The organism is Collinsella ureilytica (assembly GCF_019795105.1).
Taxonomy (GTDB): Bacteria; Actinomycetota; Coriobacteriia; order Coriobacteriales; family Coriobacteriaceae; genus Collinsella; species Collinsella ureilytica.
In genome coordinates this window covers 267972-290594 of the sequence record NZ_JAIMFO010000004.1, presented here as the reverse complement: position 1 = coordinate 290594, position 22623 = coordinate 267972, and the positions used below count along the sequence as shown (strand labels likewise).

Annotated in this window: 21 protein-coding genes; 20 read left to right on the top strand and 1 reads right to left on the bottom strand. The window is 51.8% G+C overall.

The features are described from left to right. The first annotated feature begins 81 nt into the window (after nucleotides 1-81). The 11 genes from sufC to K6V98_RS01280 all read left to right on the top strand — a co-directional run bounded on the left by sufC (nucleotide 82) and on the right by K6V98_RS01280 (nucleotide 11635). Nucleotides 82-876 carry a Fe-S cluster assembly ATPase SufC gene (gene sufC, locus K6V98_RS01330; protein ID WP_222198719.1) on the top strand — a complete coding sequence of 265 codons (795 nt, stop codon included), beginning with the start codon at nucleotides 82-84 and terminating at the stop codon, nucleotides 874-876. A gap of 4 nt (nucleotides 877-880) precedes the next feature. After that, on the top strand, nucleotides 881-2293 hold the full coding sequence (sufB, locus tag K6V98_RS01325; RefSeq protein WP_222198718.1) for a Fe-S cluster assembly protein SufB: 1413 nt from the start codon (nucleotides 881-883) through the stop codon (nucleotides 2291-2293). After that, nucleotides 2293-3861 carry a SufB/SufD family protein gene (locus K6V98_RS01320; RefSeq protein WP_306792651.1) on the top strand — a complete coding sequence of 523 codons (1569 nt, stop codon included), beginning with the start codon at nucleotides 2293-2295 and terminating at the stop codon, nucleotides 3859-3861. The genes sufB and K6V98_RS01320 overlap by 1 nt, the downstream gene beginning before the upstream one ends. Further along, nucleotides 3858-5216, top strand: a complete 1359-nt coding sequence (locus tag K6V98_RS01315; RefSeq protein ID WP_222198717.1) for a SufS family cysteine desulfurase — start codon at nucleotides 3858-3860, stop codon at nucleotides 5214-5216. The genes K6V98_RS01320 and K6V98_RS01315 overlap by 4 nt, the downstream gene beginning before the upstream one ends. After that, nucleotides 5209-5649 (top strand): Fe-S cluster assembly sulfur transfer protein SufU, encoded by a 441-nt coding sequence (sufU, locus tag K6V98_RS01310; protein WP_222198716.1) that lies wholly within the window; start codon nucleotides 5209-5211, stop codon nucleotides 5647-5649. The genes K6V98_RS01315 and sufU overlap by 8 nt, the downstream gene beginning before the upstream one ends. Nucleotides 5650-5679: 30 nt before the next feature. Continuing rightward, the gene (locus K6V98_RS01305; protein WP_222198715.1) at nucleotides 5680-6138 is read left to right on the top strand and encodes an RrF2 family transcriptional regulator; all 459 of its coding nucleotides are present in this window, start codon (nucleotides 5680-5682) and stop codon (nucleotides 6136-6138) included. Nucleotides 6139-6297: 159 nt separating this feature from the next. After that, nucleotides 6298-7116, top strand: a complete 819-nt coding sequence (locus K6V98_RS01300; RefSeq protein ID WP_222198714.1) for an ABC transporter permease — start codon at nucleotides 6298-6300, stop codon at nucleotides 7114-7116. A 9-nt stretch (nucleotides 7117-7125) separates the two neighbouring features. Continuing rightward, nucleotides 7126-8100, top strand: coding sequence for an ABC transporter ATP-binding protein (locus K6V98_RS01295; protein WP_371734495.1), 975 nt, complete (start codon nucleotides 7126-7128; stop codon nucleotides 8098-8100). Nucleotides 8101-8105: 5 nt separating this feature from the next. After that, nucleotides 8106-9194, top strand: coding sequence for a glycosyltransferase family 2 protein (locus tag K6V98_RS01290; protein ID WP_222198713.1), 1089 nt, complete (start codon nucleotides 8106-8108; stop codon nucleotides 9192-9194). 2 nt (nucleotides 9195-9196) lie between these two features. Continuing rightward, nucleotides 9197-10351, top strand: a complete 1155-nt coding sequence (locus K6V98_RS01285) for a glycosyltransferase family 2 protein (RefSeq protein ID WP_306792650.1) — start codon at nucleotides 9197-9199, stop codon at nucleotides 10349-10351. Nucleotides 10352-10369: 18 nt separating this feature from the next. Next, a complete protein-coding gene (locus K6V98_RS01280; protein ID WP_222198712.1) occupies nucleotides 10370-11635 on the top strand; it encodes a glycosyltransferase family 4 protein in 1266 nt (421 codons plus the stop codon). 40 nt (nucleotides 11636-11675) lie between these two features. Here K6V98_RS01280 and glf read toward each other — a convergent pair whose 3' ends face one another. Further along, the gene (glf, locus tag K6V98_RS01275) at nucleotides 11676-12800 is read right to left on the bottom strand and encodes a UDP-galactopyranose mutase (protein ID WP_222198711.1); all 1125 of its coding nucleotides are present in this window, start codon (nucleotides 12798-12800) and stop codon (nucleotides 11676-11678) included. A 159-nt stretch (nucleotides 12801-12959) separates the two neighbouring features. Between glf and K6V98_RS01270 the strand changes: the two genes are divergently transcribed. The 9 genes from K6V98_RS01270 to K6V98_RS01230 are packed head-to-tail and all read left to right on the top strand — an operon-like array spanning nucleotide 12960 to nucleotide 22619. Continuing rightward, complete coding sequence (locus K6V98_RS01270; RefSeq protein ID WP_222198709.1) at nucleotides 12960-15236, top strand: GH25 family lysozyme; 2277 nt, start codon at nucleotides 12960-12962, stop codon at nucleotides 15234-15236. A gap of 23 nt (nucleotides 15237-15259) precedes the next feature. Beyond that, entirely contained in the window at nucleotides 15260-16135 is an 876-nt protein-coding gene (gene rfbA, locus K6V98_RS01265) for a glucose-1-phosphate thymidylyltransferase RfbA (RefSeq protein ID WP_222198708.1), read from the top strand. Nucleotides 16136-16175: 40 nt separating this feature from the next. Continuing rightward, nucleotides 16176-17318, top strand: a complete 1143-nt coding sequence (gene rffA / locus K6V98_RS01260) for a dTDP-4-amino-4,6-dideoxygalactose transaminase (protein WP_222198707.1) — start codon at nucleotides 16176-16178, stop codon at nucleotides 17316-17318. Beyond that, nucleotides 17319-18299 (top strand): glycosyltransferase family 2 protein, encoded by a 981-nt coding sequence (locus K6V98_RS01255; RefSeq protein WP_222198706.1) that lies wholly within the window; start codon nucleotides 17319-17321, stop codon nucleotides 18297-18299. 1 nt (nucleotide 18300) lies between these two features. Continuing rightward, entirely contained in the window at nucleotides 18301-19590 is a 1290-nt protein-coding gene (locus K6V98_RS01250; protein WP_222198705.1) for an ATP-grasp domain-containing protein, read from the top strand. Between the two features lie 8 nt (nucleotides 19591-19598). After that, on the top strand, nucleotides 19599-19973 hold the full coding sequence (locus tag K6V98_RS01245; protein WP_222198704.1) for a DMT family transporter: 375 nt from the start codon (nucleotides 19599-19601) through the stop codon (nucleotides 19971-19973). After that, nucleotides 19966-20319: an EamA family transporter gene (locus tag K6V98_RS01240; RefSeq protein ID WP_222198703.1), complete on the top strand. Its 354-nt coding sequence runs from the start codon at nucleotides 19966-19968 to the stop codon at nucleotides 20317-20319. Before K6V98_RS01245 ends, K6V98_RS01240 begins: the two co-directional genes overlap by 8 nt. 20 nt (nucleotides 20320-20339) lie before the next feature. Next, nucleotides 20340-21374 (top strand): NAD-dependent epimerase/dehydratase family protein, encoded by a 1035-nt coding sequence (locus K6V98_RS01235; protein WP_222198702.1) that lies wholly within the window; start codon nucleotides 20340-20342, stop codon nucleotides 21372-21374. Between the two features lie 9 nt (nucleotides 21375-21383). Beyond that, nucleotides 21384-22619 (top strand): type III PLP-dependent enzyme domain-containing protein, encoded by a 1236-nt coding sequence (locus tag K6V98_RS01230; protein WP_222198701.1) that lies wholly within the window; start codon nucleotides 21384-21386, stop codon nucleotides 22617-22619. Nucleotides 22620-22623 lie beyond the last annotated feature (4 nt).

Here is a 22623-nt window from a genome sequence, read left to right as displayed (position 1 = left end):
ATTGTTAATCAGACGAGATTAGTATGATTATCGTCCGGCTGGTGCGCACCGGCACAGCTGGCATGGGGGAAAGAGGAACATATGAGCACCACCGCTTGTAGCGAGCCGTTGCTCAGCCTGAGTGGCGTTACAGCCTCAGTGGAGGACAAGACTATCCTTCACGGAGTTAACTTTGCCGTAAATTCAGGAGAGACCCATGTGCTCATGGGGCCTAACGGCGCAGGTAAGTCTACCATGGGTCACGTCATCATGGGTGATCCGGTTTTTACCCTTACTGCGGGTTCCATTGAGTTTGCCGGGCAAGACATCAGTGAGCTATCGTGCGATAAGCGAAGCCTTGCTGGCATCTTTATGTCATTTCAGGCTCCCGTAGAAATTCCGGGAGTCCCTCTTTCGAGCTTTTTGCGTGCCGTTATAGCTGGCCGCCCTGGACTTGAGATGAAAGGCAAGGAGTTTCGTCGCCGCGTGAAGGAGCTCGCCTCCGCCCTTGATATGGATACGTCCTATCTCAATCGAGAGCTCGGCGTTGGTTTTTCTGGCGGTGAGAAAAAGAAGATGGAGATGCTCCAGCTTTTGCTGCTCCAGCCTCGCCTTGCTATTTTGGATGAGACCGACTCTGGTTTGGACGTAGACGCGCTTTCTGTGGTCTCCAATGGTATGGAACTCTATCGGCGCACAACCGGCGGGTCGCTCGTAATCATTACTCACAATACGCGTATCTTGGAGCATGTGGACGTTGATCGGGTGCATGTGATGGTCAACGGTCAGATCGTGCGCGAAGATGATGCCTCGCTCATCCCGTGGATCGACGAGCACGGGTTTGAGTCATTCGAAACCCCCATCACCGCACCTGCTGGCCTTTCGCAGGAGGCGTAGAGCCATGGCAAAGAAGCGAGCAGAGGTCGCGGATATTGACCGCAGCCTCTATGATTTTACCTATGGCGAGGAGGGCTTTGAGCGCTTAGACGCCGGTTTAACTCCGGCGATCGTGCGTGAGATCTCCGAGCGCAAACATGAGCCAGACTGGATGCTTGAGCTGCGGCTCAAGTCGCTCGAGATTTACCAGAATACGCCAGGCCCTGTGTGGGGGCCGAGCATTTCTGGCCTTGATATGGACAATATTGTTACGTATGTAAAGCCCAATACGGAGCAACAGGCTGACTGGGATTCGGTGCCAGAAGATATTAAGAATACCTTTGAGCGGCTAGGAATTCCGGAGGCGGAGAGGAGTTATCTTGCCGGCGTGGGCGCTCAGTACGACTCTGAGCTCGTGTATCACAATATGCAGGATACCGCCGCAAAGATGGGCATTGTCTACTCTGGCATTGAGGAGGCTCTTGAGGATCCGCGCTGGGAGGCGATCATTCGCGAGCGCTTCATGACGCTCATTCCGCCAACTGATCATAAGTTTGCAGCTCTCCATGGAGCGGTGTGGAGCGGCGGTTCCTTTGTGTATGTGCCCGCCAATACCAAGCTCGATTTTCCGCTTCAGAGCTATTTTCGCTTAAATGCAAAGGGTGCTGGTCAGTTTGAGCACACCTTGATCATTGTGGAAGACGACGCTGATTTGCACTTTATTGAGGGCTGCTCGGCTCCAAAATATAACGTGGCAAATCTTCATGCTGGTGCCGTTGAGCTCTTTGTGGGCAAGCGAGCACACCTGCGCTATTCAACGATCGAGAACTGGTCCAAAAATATGTATAACCTCAACACCAAGCGTGTGCGCGTTGAGGAAGATGGCGAGATTGAATGGATCTCGGGTTCTTTTGGAAGCCACGTAGGCTATCTCTATCCCATGAGTATTCTGGCAGGTCGGCGTGCAAAGAGCTCATTTACGGGCATTACCTTTGCCGGTGCTGGCCAAAATCTCGATACGGGTTGCAAGGTGGTGTTAGGAGCGCCTGAGACCACGGCCTCCATTGAGAGCAAGGGCATCTCGAAGGGCGGCGGTGTGCAGACCTTCCGCAGCTCAATTGTGGCCGTACCTGCTGCTCGGGGTTCTGCTGCAAGTGTATCCTGCGCCTCATTGATGCTCGATAACGAGTCGCGATCAGATACCATTCCAGCTATGGATATTCGCGCCAAGGACGTGAATATCGGGCATGAGGCCACGATTGGCCGCATTGGGGATGACAAGGTGTTTTATCTCATGAGCCGAGGGATCTCTGAAGAAGAGGCAAGAACCATGATTGTGAATGGTTTTGCGAGCCCAGTCTCAAAAGAGCTTCCGCTGGAATATGCCGTTGAGATGAATAACCTCATTAAGCTCGAGATGGAAGGGGCGATTGGCTAATGGCACAAAACGTTGCTCAAACCCTCTCAAGCATTAATCGGATGCCTGCTCCTACCTGGAGTTGGCTCAAAATGAATGATGCTCATATTGATCTGCCAGCAGGCTTAGTGGTAGAGCCAAAGACAGCTACGGTTACATGTGTGCCGACGGGTACAGCGGCAGCTACGATGGTGCCGACGACTACGACGGTGGCGTCAGCTGCGCCAGAAAGCGTGTCTGAAAGCACGTCGGGTGGTACGCCCGAAACCGCTCCGGCGGGTACGGCTCCGTCTGCGTCTGTGGCTACACCCGATACCGCGACTGAGGCGGTCTTAGGTGTTGCTGGTGCCTTTGATACTGAGCTCGTGTTAGCAGATAAACGTTTCGCTGGTCGTGAGCGCGGACAGGCTCCGGGAGACGCTGCAGCAAGAGAGCGCCTTGTTGCAGGTGAGCTGGATCCCCTTGAGGTGCCCGCACTTTCTGAGTATCAGCAAGGGGCGCTTCGCGTTGAGCAGGAGCTCTCGGTTGGTGAGGCGTTTCGTACCGGCATGGGATCGGAGGCGTACGCATATCTTCGAGGCCTTGCTGGTAAGCCTGTTGTGCTCGACGTGCCTGGAGGCTTATCTGCAGCAGTGCGTGTGGAGCTCGATGGGCGCATTGGCGCGGCGCGGGCAACAGCGATTGATGTGATTGCACGCCGTGGATCTACCCTTGATCTGGTTATTGCTTTAGATGGCGTGGATGAAGGTGCTTTCAGTCGCACCCAGCTTGGTGCGGAATCAGGTCAGACGTCGTCCACGTCGCCTCAAAACTCGGCACCCCAGGCACCTTCCACGGCAAAGCCCGCGAAAACCCCTGCTCCAGGAGCTGCTCATATTGATGCTCGATCTTGCGCTGGGCTCATTGGTTCGAGCCTGCGGATCTTTGCTGGCTCTGCCGCCCGCGTGCGCGTGACCTATGTACAAACCGCAGATGATGCCTTCATAGCTCTTGACGATACGGGCATCTTGCTTGATGAGGGGGCGCATGTAGATATCTCTCATACGATTTTGGGTGCCGGTACTTCTTGCACAGGACTTGCGGCGGATCTTCGAGGAGATACTTCACGCCTTGAGGTGCGCACCAGCTACCTTGGCGTGCGAGAGCAAATTCGCGATTTTAACTATGCACCTCGCCACCTCGGTCGTCGTACCCGTTCAGATATGGATGCGAATGGCGTGCTTACAGGTGCGAGTACGAAGGTACTGCGTGGCACGATTGATTTGATGCATGGATGCTCTGGCAGTGAGGGGGCTGAGCACGAAACTGTTTTGATTGCCGATGAGCGCGTTGAGAACAAGACGGTTCCGGTCATCTTGTGCGATGAAGATGACGTTGCCGGAAACCATGGAGCGACCATCGGGCACGTGCGCCCCAATCAACTCTTTTATCTGAGCTCGCGTGGCATTTCTGAAACGCAGGCAGAGGCTCTTTTTACCTCAGCCAAGCTTGAAGATGCTGCCCACGCCGCTCCAACAAAAAAGATCCGAGCTGCAGTAGCTCGGCTGGCCGATCATATGGGGGTCGATCTTGAGGAGGAAATCGCATGATCGATGCTGAGAATGTAGCATGTGAGACGTGCACGGCACCCGGTGAGCTCGTGTTTGATGCGAGCGATGAGGCATCGCGGGCATGGCCGAAGATCGATATTGCGAAAAACCCCTATAAGGCTGACTTTCCACTCCTAGCTGCTCGTCCGGATCTGAGCTTTCTTGATAGTGCTGCCACGTCGCAGCGGCCGGCCTCGGTCTTAGATGCCCAGCGGCATTTTTATGAGAGCATGAATGCTAATCCGTTGCGTGGACTCTACTCACTTTCGGTTGAAGCAACTGAGGCGATTGAGAAGGTTCGTACTCAGGTTGCTCGCTTTATTGGAGCAGATACCGCGGCAGAACACTCTGCTTCTGGCTCAGATGCTTCACGTGACATTATCTTTTTGAGAAATACCAGCGAGGCTTTAAATCTGGTTGCCAAGTCCTTTGCTCCCCTCGTGCTTTCAGAGGGTGACGAGATTGCCCTCACCATCATGGAGCATCATTCCAACCTCATTCCCTGGCAAGAGGTTGCCCGAAAGACCGGCGCTCACCTGGTGTATTTGCGCCCGAGTGCCACCGGTGAGCTCTCCGCTCAAGAGATTGCAGAAAAGATCGGGAAGCGCACCAAGATCGTGGCGGTTGGCCATGTCTCCAATGTAATGGGGGTAGAAAACCCGGTTGCCGCGCTGGCTTGCGCTGCACACAAGCACGGGGCGTATGTGGTGGTAGATGCCGCTCAGTCGGTTTTGCACATGCCTATCGATGTTCAGGCGCTTGGTGCAGACTTCTTGGCATTTTCTGCCCATAAAGCCTTAGGACCTATGGGTGTCGGTGTGCTGTGGGGTCGCCACGAGCTTTTGGAGCGTATGCCGCCCATGCTTACCGGCGGGGAGATGATTGACTCTGTAACCGAAGAAGCTGCCGTGTGGGCTCCGGTTCCCGAGAAATTTGAAGCAGGCACGCAAGATGCTGCTGGCATCTATGCGCTGGGTGCAGCCTTGCGCTATATAACCGATGAGGTGGGCTATGAGTCTATTCAGACTCGTGAGCGTGCCTTGGTTCACTATCTGATGAGCCGCATGGTGGAGTTGCCCTTTGTAGATATCATTGGCTCTATCTACTGGGATCGCCACCATGGAGTGGTGAGCTTCAATGTGCAGGGTATTCACCCGCACGACGTTGCGAGCATCTTAGATGCCGAGGGCGTGTGTATTCGCGCTGGTCATCACTGCGCTCAGCCGCTCTTGGCCTGGCTTCAGGTTGAGCATCGGGCGTGCTGTCGCGCAAGCCTTGCCTTCTATAACGATGCGCGTGATATTGATGCCTTTATTGCGGGCTTGAAGAAGGTCTGGGAGGTCTTTCATGGCTAATATCTACTCCTCAGTAACCTTTATGGAGCACAGTAGCCACCCCGACTATCGCTATGAGATGGATGCTCCTACCCATGAGCAGGCAGGTATTAATCCGAGTTGTGGCGACGAGCTTGTTTTGCAGCTGCGCGTTGAGGGCAATCGCATTCAAGAGGCTAGTTTTACGGGACATGGTTGCGCAATTAGCCAAGCCTCGGCAGATATCATGGCGGATCTAATTACAGGAGAAACCATCGATGAGGCTCGCCGACTCGCTGGTCTGTTTCTGGCTATGATTCGCGGTGATGAGCTCACAGAAGATGAGCTTGAAGATTTAGACGAGGCAGCAGAGCTCAAGGACATCTCGCATATGCCGGCACGCGTGAAATGCGCTCAGCTCGCCTGGCGCACCTTAGAGACCATGGTTGCCGATGCACCGAGTGAGTTGCAGTAAGTTCGCGCTGAGCGCAGCGAGGGAGGGAATATGCTCGTTACATCAAAGGGTCGCTATGCGCTGCGGCTTATGATTCACCTCGCTGCCTTTGCTGAATGTGGGGTTCGGGTTTCGCTTCGTTCGGTGGCTGAAAAGGAGCGGATATCGCTCAAGTACTTAGAGCAGCTTGTTCGTCCCTTGCAGGCTGCAGGCTTGATTCGCGGTGTGCGCGGAAAAGGCGGGGGATATATCCTTGCGCGCCCGGCCGCAAATATTACTGCGGGAGAGGTCTTGCGTGCGGCTGAAGGAGATGCTGGAGCCGTTGCGTGCGAGGGCTTAGAGGGGCTCTGTGCGCGCTCGGAGATGTGTTCTACCGTGAGATTTTGGTCTGGGCTTGAAGAGGCTATTGAGCACTATGTTGATGGCTTTACCCTGGCAGATCTTGCGCATATTCCCAACCTTGAGCTAGGGATGGGTCCAAAGGCTGCGGCCTCGCAAAGCTGCTCGTAGCGCAGTGCACAGAGCAGTGCGTGCCCGTATCGTGGATCTCAGGGCTGCAGCCCGTCGTTGGTTTGTCTGTGGTGGCTGCGGATGGTAGCATAAACCGCTGTGAGATCCAGCGATTTCAAATGCTCAAGATCGCTGTCGTTGACGAGGAGGCGGGTTTTTGTGCCGCCAGCATCTACAAAACCACGTGGCCTTTTTCCTCCTGCCTTCTTTAAGAAGGATCTGCTCATCTTAGAGCAGCTTGTAGGTAAGGATTTCAAACTGAAGTATCGCCGCAGTTTCTTAGGTGTGGCGTGGAGTGTGTTGAACCCGCTGCTCATGATGGTCATTATGAGCATCGTGTTTTCCTACCTGTTTGGAAGCAATGTAGAGAACTTTCCGCTCTACCTCATTGTGGGAAACGTTACCTTTACACTTATGGCAGATTCCACAAACGCTGCACTGACCTCAATCATCCAAGCGGCACCGCTACTGAAAAAGATCAAGGTGCACCGCTATATTTTCCCTGTTCAAAAGGTGCTCTTTGCCCTGGTCAACTACTCCTTCTCACTCATTGCGGTGGCGATTGTGATGCTCTTCTTCCGCATCATGCCAACCCTTAATTTGCTGTGGTTACCCGTAGGCCTTTTGCTTTTGATGTTCTTCTGCGTCGGTGTTGGTCTAACCATCGGCGCGCTTGCAGTCTTTTTTAGAGATGTCATACATCTTTGGGGCGTGGTGCTGACTGCGTGGACGTATCTCACGCCCATCTTTTGGGATTTGTCTTTGCTTGAAGCAAAGCATGCTCCCATGTGGATTATCTCCTTGGTAAAGATTAACCCAATGTACAACTACCTGCAGTTTATGAGAGATATTTTCTTGTGGCAGCGCCCACCCTCACCAGAACTTTTGGGTATGTGCACGCTTTGGGCGGCGATTGCTATGCTTATTGGTATCTTTGTGTTTCGAAAGACCGAGCACAAGTTCATCCTGTACGTCTAAGGAGGCGCTATGCCAGATACCAGCAAAGAAATGCAGGCAAGCGCCCCTGCGTGTTGCGCAGCTCATATGGGGGAGAGTTCCGCCACGGACATAGCCTCCGCATGTGAGACCCATGCCGAGAGCACATCTGCTAACGACACCACATCTGCTTGTGAGACTTATGCCGAGAGCACACCTGCCAAGGATGCGCTCGCAGCCAGCTCCCCAGCCGTGAGTGCTTCCGCAACATCTCAAGCTTCTCATGCACCTGAGTATGCCGTTGAGGTCAACGACGTAACGATGGTCTTTAATATGGCAAGTGAGCAGCTCAATAGTCTAAAAGAGTATTTTATTAAGCTCGTTAAACGAGAGCTTTTCTTTAAAGAGTTTTACGCCTTAGACCACGTGAGCTTTAAGGTTAAAAAAGGCGAGGTCATGGGCTTGGTGGGCACCAACGGTTCAGGCAAATCCACCATGCTCAAGGTTATTGCAGGCGTCTTGGAGCCTACCTCAGGTTCGGTTTCTGTGCGCGGATCCATCGCGCCTCTCATTGAGCTGGGTGCGGGCTTTGATCTGGAGTTGACTGCGCGGGAGAATATCTTTTTAAATGGTGCCCTGCTGGGCCACGATCGCGCCTTCATGCAAGAGCATCTCGATAGTATTGTGGACTTTGCCGAGCTTGCAGACTTTCTTGATATGCCCATGAAGAACTACTCCAGCGGCATGGTGGCGCGCATTGCCTTTGCCATTGCCACGGTGGTCGAGCCCGATATCCTCATCGTGGACGAGACGCTTTCTGTAGGAGACGTCTTTTTCCAAGAAAAATGCGAGCGCAGAATTCAGAGCTTTATCGATTCGGGCAATGTAACCGTTTTGTTCGTGAGTCATTCCATCGAGCAGGTGGAGCGTCTCTGCACGCGCGCAGCGTGGATTGAGAAAGGCCAGCTCCGCATGGTGGATGAGGTGGAGGCGGTTTGCCGCGCCTACCGTGAACAGTTTGGCTGATTGTAATGGGGGCTCCACTCGTTTCTATCATTATGCCGTGTTACCGGGTGGCGAAGGATTTACCCGCTGCCATACGTTGCGTGCAGGCACAGACAGTAACAAACTGGGAACTCATCGCCGTCGATGATGGTTCGCCTGATCGTGTGGGAGCAATTTTAGAAGCAGCCGCCGAGCGTGATACACGTATACGCAAGCTCTGCCATGAAAAAAATCGTGGACTGTCTGCCGCGCGAAATACCGGCCTTGCAGCCGCGCGGGGATCCTTTATTTGGATGCCTGATCCCGACGATTGCTATGATCCGGACTTTTTAGAGCTTGCACTAGCAGAGCTGACAACAGACGATGCGCCCGATCTGGCAATTTTTGGCTATACCGAGGTGCTGGTAGATGAGGCAGGCAACCAGCAGGCCTCCCGCGCAATTCTTCCAGCTACAGTGGGTACGTATGCAGGCGCAGAGCTCCACGCGCTGGTACTTGGGCTGGAGGAAGCAACGCTTTTAGGCTTTGCGTGGAATAAGGTGTACCGTCGAGACGTGCTTCGCGATCTGCTCTTTGAAGATGCTCCGCTCATCGAGGATATTCTTTTCAATATTGCCGTACTCGACCGTGCCCATGCTGCGTGCCTCCTTCGTAACGCTCCGTATCACTATGCAAAGCGCGTGCCTGCGGCTCTTTCTGGCAAAAGTTTGACGGGTCGCTTTGAGCCGGCGTATTTTGACCTGCATTATCGCCGTGTGCAAGAGCTCTATAACCAGCAGCGTCGCTGGGGGCTTGACGGAGCCGATACACGGGCTCGATTGGGTGTTCGCTTAACGCGCTATATCATGTCTGCCTTGGAGCGCAATTGCGATCCGCGCTCGGGCATGAGTGCGTCTGAGCGTCTCGCGTGGGCGCGCAAAGTAAGAAATGATCCTTTGGTGGTGCTTTTGGTGCGTGCGGCTACAGGCAAAGGTGGCCGACTTGCACGATGGGCAAATCTGTTAGTGCGCCTCGGTGAGCCTCATCTGATGCTGCTGACCGGGCGCGTATTGCATGTGATGCGCACTCGAGCAGCCCGAGGTTTTGGAGCGGTTATTCGAGAGGAGGTTGGTTAAGGATGGTAGGAGATGATGTTCAGGCACAGGTAGCAGAGCGCGAGCGTGATGATGAACCTGCCGCTCTCGATGAGCTTGAGGGCGTGACCGTAGACGCTTCTGTTGACACGCCTGAGTCCGCGCGTCCGCTTTTGAGCATTGCTATGCCCTGCTATAACGTTGAGGCATATCTTCGCCGTGGCCTTACCTCCTTGTCCGATCCACGTTTTGCAGGCCGACTCGAAGTCATTGTGGTTGATGATGGCTCTCGAGATGGCACGGCAGCTATTGCTCGTGAGTTTATACGCACGGCACCCGAGATTTTTCGGTTGGTATCCAAAGAGAACGGCGGTCATGGCTCGGCAGTTAACGCCGGGCTTGCGGCTGCGCGCGGCAGATATTTTCGCGTGCTCGATGGCGACGATTGGATGGATACCGAGGGACTTGATGCTTTTCTGAATGCGCTGGCAAACCTTCATGCTGATCTAGTTATAGATCGCAAGCGCGAGGTAGATATGGTGACGGGCCTCTCACGAGAGTTTCCGCTGGCAGAAGGTGTAGAGACCGGGCATGCTCTACCGTTTGCTTCGGTGCTCACGAATGGGGATACGGTCTTTCAGATCATGATCCACACGCTCACGGCGCGTACCGATTATTTGCAAGGCTTGAGCATTCACTTGTTAGAACGTACGTTTTACGAGGATTATGAGTATGTGGTAAAAGCTAGCGTGCCTGCAGAAACGATCGCATACCTCGATATAGAAACCTATCAGTACCAGGTAGGCAATGCAGCTCAAAGCGTGAGCCATACCAACTATGTAAAGCGGTGGGCAGATCATACCCGTGTGGTGTGGGAGCTTCTGCACTATCTCGCCGACGTGGAGGTGGGTCGGGGGCCTCAGACGATCTCAGGCGAGGCGCTCGCTGCTCCAGCTCGTGCGTACCTGAGTGAGAAGGTACACTTGCTTATTGATACGCACTACAATATAGCCTTGCTTTTTGACGGAGATCGCCGTCGAGGGCGAGCGCGCGCACGTGAGTTTCGTAAAAAGCTTCGTGAATTTCACCCTGGGCAGTTCCGGCGCGGTGAACGGCGGTACTGGTCTGCTCTCATCCTGAACTACCTTGGTATCAGCTATGCTTTGATTCAGCGGATCAAGAAAGGCTGGCGTTCATGATCGGGAGGGTGGTTGTAGATGAGTAGAGCTCGTCGTATTGCTGTTCTCTCGGTAGATGCCAAGCTAGGAAACGAGGTACGAGGGGCAACACGCTATACCTATCTTGCATCGTTGCTCGCCGAGCATGGCTTTGAGGTTGATTTTATTACGGCGTCTTTCCAGCATTGGGAGAAGCGCCAGCGCAATCTAGCCAGCTTGGATTATGCTGCTCATCCGTTTCGGGTTCGGTTTATTGAGGAGCCTTCGTATCCGGCAAATATGTGTCCGCAGCGCATCTGGGCACACCACGTTATGGCGCGTCGTGTGCGTGCTTATTTTGATGAGCATCCCGATTACGACCTGATTTATTGCCAGATTCCCCCCAATGATGTGGCAGCTGCCGCAGCTCGTTCAGCGCACCGCCATAAGATTCCCTTTGTAATTGATGTCAACGATCTCTGGCCTGAAGCGTTTCGCATGGCACTCAATGTACCGATTATCTCTGATCTGTTATTTGCACCCTTTGCCCGCCAAGCGCGACGTGCTTTTGCACTCGCAGATGCGGTGGTGGGGACATCAGAGAGCTATGCAGCTCGTGCCTTTCGCGATCGTGCAGAAGATATACCCAAGCTCGTGCTCTATGTTGGCAATGACCTTGCTACCTTTGATGCTGAGGTAAAGGCGCATGCAGCAAGCATTCGGGAAAGCTCAGCTCAAGGTGCTCCCTCAATGTTCACCTCGCCTGCGCATGAGGTGTTTCGTGTAGCGTATGCAGGCAATATCTCGCCTTTGTATGACCTTGCAACATTGGTGCGGGCGGTGGCGCGTGCCGCGCGTGAGAACCCAGCTATTGAGCTGGTCGTTTTAGGCGATGGCCCTGATCGGGCGGCTATTGAGTCTGTAGCAAAACAGACCGCATGTCCCGCGCGCTTTTTGGGCTATCTGCCCTATGGAGAAATGGCAGCGCACCTGGCTTGCTCAAACGTTGTGGTGAACTCGCTGGTAGCAGGGGCTCCACAGAGCGTGCCCACTAAGATTGGCGATTATCTTGCTGCTGGTGTGCCCATGATTAACTCTTCAATGGATAAAGAATTTCGCTCAAAGGTTTGCCGAGATGGTTTTGGCATCAATGTTCAGCCGGGCGATGTAGCAGGCTTGGCAGACGTACTCGTAGCGTTGAGCCATGACCGAGCGCGCTGTACCAAGTTGGGACACGCTGCTCGATCGGTGGCTGAGCGCGAGTTTGATCGCGCTCAGTCCTACCTTCGAGCCGTTGAGCTTATTGACCGTCTCTCAGCTCGCTAAAAGCTCAATCGCACACGCACGCTCGCGTACGCGTCCTTGCTTAGTGCGCTGCAGGCTCATGCCCCAGTTCTGCTTGTACCAGACGGAAGGCGGCGGCTACGGCCTTGTCCATATCGTAGTAGCGGTATTCACCTAAGCGACCAGCAAATACAACCCGATCCTCTGCTGCTGCTCGCGCCGCATAGCGCTGATAGAGCTGCATATTGCGCTCGTTATTAACCGGATAGTAGGGCTCGTCTCCGGGCTTCCAGTCTGCCGGATACTCGCGGGTAATAACAGTTGTATCTTGCGCACCAAACTCAAAGTGCTTGTGCTCAATGATGCGCGTATATGGAACCTCGCGCTCGGTATAGTTCACCACGGCAACGCCTTGATAGTTCTCCTCCTCAAGCTCTTCGGTCTCAAAGCGAAGACTGCGGTATTCAAGCGTACCGAGCTCATAGTCGTAAAAGCCGTCAATAGGTCCGCAATAAATAATGCGATCAGCAATATCTGGAGTTTGAGCCACGAGATCGCGATACTCAGTATTGAGCTTGACCTCAGTGCCTTCAAGCATGCGATCAATCAGCTTGGTATAGCCCCCGATAGGGATGCCCTGCCAGCGATCATTAAAGTAGTTATTGTCATAAGTAAAGCGACAGGGGAGCCGACGGATAATATGGGCTGGCAACTCAGAGCACGAGCGACCCCATTGCTTTTCTGTATAGCCGCGCACAAGCTTCTCAAAAATATCGCGCCCCACGAGCGAGAGCGCCTGCTCTTCAAGGTTGGTGGGCTCAGCAATATCTTCTGCTGCAATTTGTGCCGCAATGCGCTTCCGTGCATCTGTTGGCGTTACTACATCAGGCCACATCTTAGAGAAGGTATTCATATTGAAGGGCATGTTATAGAGCTCATCTTTATACCGTGCGATGGGGGAGTTGATGTAGTTATTGAACTCAGCGAAACGGTTTACATAGTTCCACACATCGCGGTCAGAGGTATGAAAAATATGAGCTCCGTACTCGTGCACCTCAATACCTGAGACCGTGCGCGTGTACATATTGCCGGCTGTGTGTTTCCGTCTGTCAATTACGAGGCAGGTTTTTCCTGCGCGCCGTGCTTCATGAGCAAAGATTGCACCGGTAATGCCGGCACCGACGATCAGGTAGTCGTAGCGTGACATGGTTCTCCGATCCTTCGGAATTGCGTAGTCGTATGAGATGGTAACAAATGGAGGACTTGAGCGGCGGTATGGAGGGATAGAGCCTTAACTCGTAGGGGTAGTGTGCATCAAGTATTATAGGTGCAGAGCGTTTATTCCGCATTCTTGTTAAGGAGGCACATGTCTCGTTTTCGTCCCGCTGTGAGCGCGTGCGCCGCTTCTTTATTGCTCGTTTCTGCACTTCTTCACCCGTTTACCGCTGCAGCTGAGATCAGCTCGGCGGCAACTGGTGAAGAGGCTGCAGCCAGTAGCGTTCCTCTCGTATCTACGGATACTCCTGTGCAAACAGATCCTGTAACTGATCTGGAGGCGGCAGATGAGCTCTCGTCTGCAGATGCGTCTGCGTTAGCTGAGAGCGCTACAGACTTGGATAGTGTTGAGTCTGCGAGCACGGATACACCTGAGGGCACCGATCAGGGTGAGGACCCAGCCGAGACTCTTTCAGATACACCATCGTCTGATCCTCGTCTGGCGTATTCTTGGCGTCTTCAGGCAGGAGAGCAGATTGCTGCCACAGGAGCGCGGTTGCGGAGCCGGAGATCGGTATCAGTGCCGCCCATGCCTTCTAACGCAACTGGCTGGGGTGTCGATGTTAGTTATGCAAACGGTAAGGTTGATTGGGAGCGCGCTCGTGCGGCAGGGGTGAGTTTTGCAATCTTTCGTTTGGGCTTTGGAGTCGGTGAGCCCGATGATCAATTTGCTGCAAATATTGCTGGTTGCAAGCGCAACGGAATCCCCTTCGGCCTGTATCTCTACAGCTATGCCTGGGACTGGTCTTCTGCTCGTCAGGAGGCTATATGGGCATTGGCAACGCTCAGACGAGCAGGCGTGAGTCCTGCCGATCTTTCGCTGCCAATTTATTTTGATATGGAAAATGAAGATCCAGATACGGGACGTCCAGCAGGTGTTGATAACACTGGTCATCGTCGCCCGGTTGAGGGAGGTCCTGCCACCTTTGCTGCCATGGCGCATGCATTTTGTACTGCCATAGCTGATGCTGGTTATGAGCCAGGAGTCTATGCAAATTTGCATTGGTGGGAAACGTATCTCACGGATGGCTCATTCAATCGTTGGGATCGTTGGGTTGCTCAGTACAATGACACCCTATCCTATACCGGTTCTTGCAGTATCTGGCAATGTTCCAGTAAAGCGAGTGTAGATGGTATTCGTGGGTATGTAGACCTCAACTATAGCTTTAAAAAGATCAGATCTATTGGGAATAAAGGATGGGTTACACGCGGCGATAGACGTTATTACTATCACGAGGATGGTACGCTCCATCGGGGATGGCTGGATCTTGAAGGGCGTCGTTATCGAATGGATGCCCTAGATGGACACCTCTGGTATGGCTGGTACACCGTAGATGGTGCTCCAAATACCTGGTACTACTCTGACAGTCAGACGGGCGAATTGCACCGTGGCTGGTTGGATATAGGCGGCAAGCGCTATCGCATGGACGCGCAAGATGGCCACCTCTGGTATGGCTGGTTTACCGTCAATGGTGCTCCTCATACATGGTATTACGCTGATACGTCCACCGGCCAGCTGAAAAAGGGCTGGTTAGATTTGGGTGGCAAGCGCTATCGGATGGATGCTCAAGATGGGCACCTCTGGTATGGCTGGTATACCTTAAATGGCGCTCCGAACATTTGGTATTTCTCTGATCGTTCAAGCGGTGTCATGGCTCGCGGTTGGCGCGAGGTTGATGGTTCTTGGTATTTCTTTAAGGATAATGGCCTTGTTACCTATGGTTGGATGGAGCAGAACGGCAATTGGTTCTACTTCCATAGCAACGGAACCATGGCAACGGGAACTGTTCGCTTGGATGGATACGATCGCTTCTTTGATTATCGTAGTGGTCGGTGCACAAAGCTGGGCTATCAAAATCCGCCACAGTACTATCAAGTCTCGAGCCGGACGGTTTCGTTTTGGATGCAAGATAACGGTATCTTTGGGTACCGCACACCCTCGCGAATCGGCCTGTGGTCTTCGCGACAAGACTGTGTGAACGCTATGATCACCCGAGCCATGGAGTATCTAGGAACGCCGTACAAGTGGAATTATGCATGCGCGCCGGGTGTGGGTGTAGATTGCGCGGGTCTCGTGATGCAGTCTCTGTACGCAGCCGGTATGAACTTGCATCCTATGACGCCGTGGGATCACTATTACACGCCCGGCCATGACCAGTATGCAAATTTCATGCGCCTGCATGGACGGTTTAAGCATGTCTCTTTTGATGAGCGAGAGCCAGGAGATTTGATCTTCACTCAAGGTCACGTTTCAATCTACCTCGGTGGAGATCGCATTATCGAGGCCTATCCTTCAAGGTCGGGTGTTAGAATCTCGAACGTTTACTCGTCTACACCGATTCTTGCCGTCGGTCGTCCGTTCGTATAGATGCCGATTGCTAAGGGAGAGTCATGAAAGGCATTATTCTTGCTGGTGGAGCAGGGACACGCTTGCATCCGCTTACAACTGTGACGTCGAAGCAGTTGCTGCCTGTATACGATAAACCAATGATCTACTATCCTCTGTCAGTGCTTATGATGGCAGGCATTCGGGACATATTGATCATTTCCACTCCATCTGATCTGCCGAATTTTGAGCGCCTGTTTAAGGATGGATCGCGTTTAGGCTTGAACCTCTCATATGCGGTGCAGCCTGAGCCTGATGGACTCGCTCGAGCATTTACGATTGGTGAGTCTTTCATCGATGGCGATCGTTGTGCTCTGATTTTAGGAGATAATATTTTTTACGGTAGTGGTTTGGGCTCATATCTTGCTCAGGCTGCAGGTCGCAAAACCGGCGCTACGGTATTTGGCTACCATGTTGAGGATCCTGAGCGCTTTGGTGTGGTCGAGTTCGATGCGTCAGGACGGGCAATTTCTATTGAAGAAAAGCCCGAACGCCCGCGATCAAATTATTGCGTAACGGGGCTGTACTTTTACGATGAGCGGGTTTGCGATTTTGCTCGGCAGGTAAAGCCATCTGCTCGTGGTGAATATGAAATCACTGATTTGAATCGTATGTATCTTGAAGACGGAAGCTTACACGTCACAACGCTTGGACGCGGCTATGCATGGTTTGATACAGGCACCGTGGACTCTCTATATGATGCAGGAGAGTTTATTCGAGTGATTGAAAAAAGCCAGGGCGTGAAGATTGCTTCTCTTGAGGAGATTTCTTATAACGCTGGTTGGATTGGTCGCGATCGCGTGCTTGAGGCAGCTGATGCCTTTGGAAAGGCTGACTATGGTCGTTACCTCAAAAAGATTGCTTCTCCACCAGCGCACTAGATAGCCGGTATGTCTTGCTGTTATTTCGATTGGAGCTTGTGTGATCCCGTTTAATATTCCTCCTTTTTTCGGCACTGAACTGGCCTATGTTGAGGAGGCGATTAAGACCAATCGAAAGATCTGTGGAGACGGTCCTTTTACGAAGCGGTGCCATGCGTGGCTCGAAGAGCATTTTGGTTGTCAAAAGGCGCTACTTACCACAAGTGGTACAACAGCTCTTGAGATGGCAGCGTTGCTTTGCGATCTTATTCCCGGCGATGAAGTGATTTTGCCGAGCTATACCTTTTCAACGACTGCAACGGCTTTTGTGCTCGTTGGTGCCAAGCTTGTCTTTGTTGATATTCGTCCAGATACGATGAATATCGATGAGCGCAAGATTGAAGCGGCAATTACTGAGCGTACACGTGTGATCGTTCCTGTGCATTATGCAGGAGTTGCTTGTGAGATGGATACGATTATGGATATCGCGCATCGCCATGGTCTTCGTGTAGTCGAGGATGCTGCTCAAGGTGCAATGAGTACCTATAAGGGTCGCGCTCTCGGTACCATTGGAGACTTTGGTTGCCTTTCATTTCATGAGACTAAGAACTACTCGATGGGCGAGGGCGGAGCGATTCTCATTAACGATCCCTCCTTCAATGATCGAGCTGAGATTATCCGGGAGAAGGGGACGAATCGTCAACGCTTCTTAAAAGGTCAAGTTGATAAGTATACGTGGGAAGAGTATGGCAGCAGCTATTTGCCAAGCGATATGAATGCTGCCTATCTATGGGGCGAGCTGGAGCATGCTGATGAGATTAATCAAAATCGCTTGGCTTCCTGGGATCGTTATAACAAAGGACTTGCTCCATTAGCTGATCGCGGTCTTATTGAGCTGCCTCAGATTCCTGTTGACTGTAAGCATAATGCGCATATGTTCTATATCAAGCTTCGCTCACTCGATGAGCGCCAAGACCTGATTGAACATCTCAAATCACATGATATTAGTGCCGTTTTTCACTATATTCCTCTTCATAGTTCTCCAGCGGGTAAGCGCTATGGTCGCTTTTTCGGAACAGATGAGGTTACCTCTGCGGATAGTGACCGCCTCTTGCGACTTCCTTTGTACTATGGAATTGATCGAGAAGATATTGATACCGTTGTCGCTGAGATTGAGCGCTACTTTGACCGGGAGGTTGTGTAGATGGATGCTGCCGAGTCAACCAAGCCCTTGGTGAGCGTGGTCATTCCCTGTTACTACTCGGAACAGGTCATTGATCGTGTGGTTGATCTAACCGCTGCAGCGCTTACGGAACTGGGTCATCCCTTTGAATTCATTTTAGTAAACGATGGATCTACCGATGGAACGTTTGATCGCATTCGAGAGCTTGCTCAAGGGCCGTTTGCAATTACGGGAGTGAATCTTGCGCGGAATTTTGGTCAGCACGCTGCAATTATGTGCGGGCTGCGTCATGCAAACGGCGATCTTGTGCTGGTTATGGATGATGATCTGCAAACACACCCTTCACAAATTGGCTTGTTGCTCGAAGAGGCATGCCAGGGTTGGGATGTGGTTTTTGCTGCATATGGAGACCTGCGTGAGGCGTGGTGGCGCCGCTTGGGCTCTGGTTTTACCGTGTGGACTATGCGAGCCTTAACTGGTCGCCCGCGCGGAATTGAGGTCAGCAATTTTTTTGTAATGCGCCGCTTTGTGGCCGAGGAGCTTACGCGATACGAGGGTCCATTTGTATACATTCAGGGCCTTCTGTTTAAGGCAACGCATCATATGGCGAATGTCTCGGTGCAGCATTTTGATCGTGAAGTTGGCCGCTCTGGTTATACCTTGAAGAGCCTGATTGCTCTTTGGTCAACCGTGCTCAATTTCTCGATGGTGCCTCTGCGGCTCGCCTCAATCTTAGGTGCAGGTGTTGGAGGGGTAGGTTTTGTAGGAGCTATTGTGCTCGCCATTCGGCGCCTCTTGGATCCATCGCTTCAGCTGGGATGGAGCTCGCTTATGGTGACGATACTCATTTGCGCTGGATGCATTTTGTTGTGCTTGGGCGTTATGGGTGAGTATCTTGGCCGCCTTTTTATGACAGTCAACCGCTCTCCTCAGTATGTAGAGCGAGAGTCCGTTCTAGCCGATGGTGTCACAGAGACACTGAATGAGCGGAGGCAGAGCTGATATGCAGCTTTCAATCCCTGAAGGTCGTCGTCTCGCCATTTTGGGTTCTATGGATGAGTTTTGTGACCTCGTAGAGCTTGCGCGTTCGTACGGCATTTATACCGTAGTTGTAGATGGATATGATGACGGCCCTGCAAAACAGCTGGCAGATCGCTCCTATCTTATCGATCCTCGTGACACTGCTGCCATTGCTGCCATGTGCGGTGAGGAGCGAGTGGATGCGATCTTTGGTACCTTTTCCGATTTGCTTGCTGAGTGCATGGTAGATATTTCGGCAAAAGCTGGGCTACCCTGCTATGCCACGCCAGAGCGTTTTTCGAGCCTTCGAGAGAAACCGCTTATGAAGCGCATGTTTGATGAGTTGGGTATTGCTCATGCGCACTCATGTGTATTGAGCTCAGGTTTTCAGGATGAAGATTTAGCCGATGTCGGCTTTCCGTGCGTTGTTAAACCTTCGAATGGCTATGGCTCGCGTGGCGTATATATTGCACACGATGTAGCATTTATTCGTGAGCATTTTGATGAGATCGCATCGTATTCTATTGGGGATGACCGAATCATCGCTGAGGCCTATAACAACGGCTACGAGATGAATATGATGAGCTGGATTGTGGATGGCAAAGCGGTAATTTTAAGCATTGCCGATCGTGAGAAGACTCAGCTCAATGAACACGATATCCCGTATGTATCTCGTATTGTATATCCGGGATTTTTCACCGCTGAGCTTGCGCATGAGGCTCAAAAAATCGTGCAGGCAATTGCAGAGTATGTAGGCATTGAAACCGGTCCTTTGTGTGTTCAGCTCTTCTATACTCCTGGCGCTGGTATTCAGGTATGTGAGGCTGCGGGAAGAATCTTTGGCTACGAGCATGAGCTTTTAGAACTGGCTGGGGGTCTTCGCATCGAAGAACTCATCTTGGCGCATCTCTTTGATCATGATGCTTTGCGGCGTATGCTTTCCGGTCATGATTGCACGCTTTCCTCTGTGGCAGCAGGCTTGTACTTTCATGGGTGGGAAGGTCGTGAAGTTGCCGATCTTTCACCTGCAGTTGCGGCGGCTAAAACACCTGGTGTTTCAGCGTTTCTTCCATACTATGAGATTGGCGATACTGTCGCTCATGGCGTAGGTGCCAAGCCCTATGTATGTCGCTACTATCTTCAAGCTCCCTATCGCCTTGAGGTTGATTCGTTAACTGCGGATCTGTTTGAACGCGTACACGTTTTAGATCAAGCTGGAAAGGATCTTCTGTATCACAATCAGATGTCTGACTATCCCGAAAATAAGGCTTAGGGGCATCAATGCGCTTACGAACCTATCTTGGTCTGCATCTTTTGCTGGTCATGTATTCTCTCTCAGGTATTTTTAGTAAATTAGCATCTTCGGCACCGTTTCTCTCCCTTTCTTTTTTTCTTTGTTATGGAGCGGTGCTGCTGATTCTGTTTGTCTACGCACTTGGCTGGCAACAGGTGATTAAACGTATGCCACTTTCTGCTGCCTTTGCCAATAAGGCAGTGACGGTGGTATGGGGCATAGTTTGGGGTTTAACCATCTTTCACGAGCCAGTAAATCTCTTTAAAATCGTCGGTGCTGGCATTATTATCGCGGGAATTGTATTGTTCTCTCTCAGCGATAGCGGCGCTTCGCAAGAGGGAAGGGATGCTTCTCATGTCTGATTTAGCACTCTTTTCCAGCATCTATTTATTTGGCGTTTTTATCAGTGCTGTCTCGCAAGTGTTGTTAAAAAAGGCTGCTCAGCGAGAGTATCCATCAGTTATTAAAGAGTATCTCAATCCGTTGGTGCTGACTGCATATACTATCTTTTTCGCAGCTACTTTGATCGTCATCTACTCATATAAGGTTGTCCCACTTTCCTTAGGTCCGATTCTCGAATCAACGAGTTATATCTATATTGTTGTTTTCGGTGTTGTTTTCTTTGGCGAGCGGATGAACCTCCGAAAACTCTTTGCTTTGGCGCTTATCATAGGAGGCATCCTCCTGTATTCGTGGGGGTTGCGGTAATCCGTATGAAGGGAAGCGCCATGGGAACGGTCGTAATTTTTGGAGCTACGGGAACACTTGGCCTGTATCTTACTGATCGGCTTGCTACCTCCGACGCTGGTTGGCAGGTAGTTGCAACGGGCAGGCGAGCCACCTCCTTTTTCTCCGATGCATATCCAGGTCGAGCCTCGTTTTGTACATGCGACATTACTGATAGGCAAAGCTTTGAGTCGCTTCCAGAGCGAGCAGATGTTGTAGTCCATTTTGCTGGTGCCTTGCCCGCCTATATGAAAGGGTATGACCCATATCGCTATATCGAGGCTAATGTGCTCGGCACCCTCAACGTACTTGAGTATGCTCGGCGCTCAGGTGCTTCGCGCGTGCTCTTTACGCAGACTATTTCTGACTATAACGGGTATTTCGGAAAGCGCGTTGAGCTGTTAGATGATATGCCACGTAAGGTTCCTTTCTCGGGAGATCACTCGGTATATGCAATTACAAAATGCGCTGCTGAGGATTTGTGTTGGAATTACCGGGAGGAATACGGAATTGCAGCATATTCACTGCGCCTTCCGAATATTTATTGCTACATGCCCGAGGCAAAAACTCTCTACCACGATGGTGTTCCGGCAACGAGCTCATATCGTCTTATGATTGAGCGCGCTATGGCAGGTGAGGCTCTTGAGGTGTGGGGAGATCCGCGTAAAGGGATGGATCTGATTTACGTGAAGGATTTTTGCCAGATGTGCGAGTGCTGTATGGCCGCTCCGGCGTCGGCAAGTGGAACGTACAATGTTGGTACCGGTCACCTCACGGCGCTTGAAGATATGGTTCGAGCGATAGCAAGCACCTTTAATGATCCAACAGCTCCCTCAGAGATTATTTATCGTCCAGAGAAGCACGATAGTGTGAACTACTTTATGAACGTTGATAAGGCGCGCAAGCAACTGGGTTATAAGCCGATTTTTACAACTCCCGAGTTAGTATTTGAAGACTATCAACGCGAGATGCAGATCAATCGTTTTGCAGCATACTTTCAAGAGCGCTATGGAATGAGTGGGGCATACGTAGACTAGGAGACTGGCATGCAGAGAGTTCCTTTTCATGAAGCATCAATTCATACACCATGCTTCGTCTATGATGCCGATGAATTTCGTTCTAATCTTCAGGATTTTCAACGTGCGATTCGCTCATCTTGGGGATCGTTATCAAACGTAGCCTACTCAGTTAAAACGAACCCGCTGCCTTGGTTGCTTGATGAGGTGCGGTCATGCGGTTGTATGGCTGAGGTGGTGTCTGACGATGAGTATTGTCTGGCACTTGAGCGAGGTTTTAAGCCACAAGAAATCGTATTTAACGGCCCAGTTAAAGGCAGGGCGTGCTTTGAGCATGCACTCAAGCATGGTGCCTTGGTAAATATCGATTCTGAGAGAGAAGTCTCGTGGCTCAAGGAATTGTCTGAGCACATGTCGGAAGGCACGCTCAAGGTTGGCTTCCGTATTAATATTGCTCTTGAAGAGTATTCTCCTGCGGGTACTACGGCGAGTAAAAAGCGCAAAGGTCGCTTTGGCTTTTCATATGAGGACGGCTCAGTTCAGCGTGTACTGGATCGTCTCAGGGCAATGAACAATGTAGTTGTGCACGGCTTGCATATGCATGTTACGACGTTGACACGTACACAAGATGTCTATCGCATTCTTGCGTCTTTTGCTGCCCGTATTATCCGAGAGTTTGATCTTGCTGCACATTTGAGATATGTGGATATTGGTGGTGGCTTTTTTGGTGGTGGTGCAAACAATGTAGGAGCCTATGATACGTACGCCAAGACTATTGCTGCTGAACTTTCGGGCTCGTGTGATCCATCGAGCGTGGCCTTGCTCGTTGAGCCAGGAGGGGCGGTGGTCGCAACTCCGGGGTATTATTGCGGTCGAGTTGTTGATGTGAAGGAAGTCCGTGGCGAGCGCTTTGTTGTTTCTGAGCTATCGCGTCTCAATATTGATCATGAACTAAAAAAGACAAGCTATCCACTCGAGGTCGTTCCTGCATCGGGAGTTGCTGCTGCACCTATGAACCATCAGGTTCTTGGTGCCTTTACATGTATGGATAGTGATCGTCTCTGCATACTTTCAGATTTTGAAGAACTAAAGGTTGGGGATCTGCTTGTAATCTCATATGCAGGTGCGTATTCTCAGTCATTCACTCCAGACTTCTTCATTTGGCATCCACCTGCGGTTTATTCATGGGATGATGAGGATGGCTTTGTTCTCAGGCGTGCTCCCTTTACACCTGAGGACTCGCTTGCAGCGTTCGCAGGCTGCTAGTAGG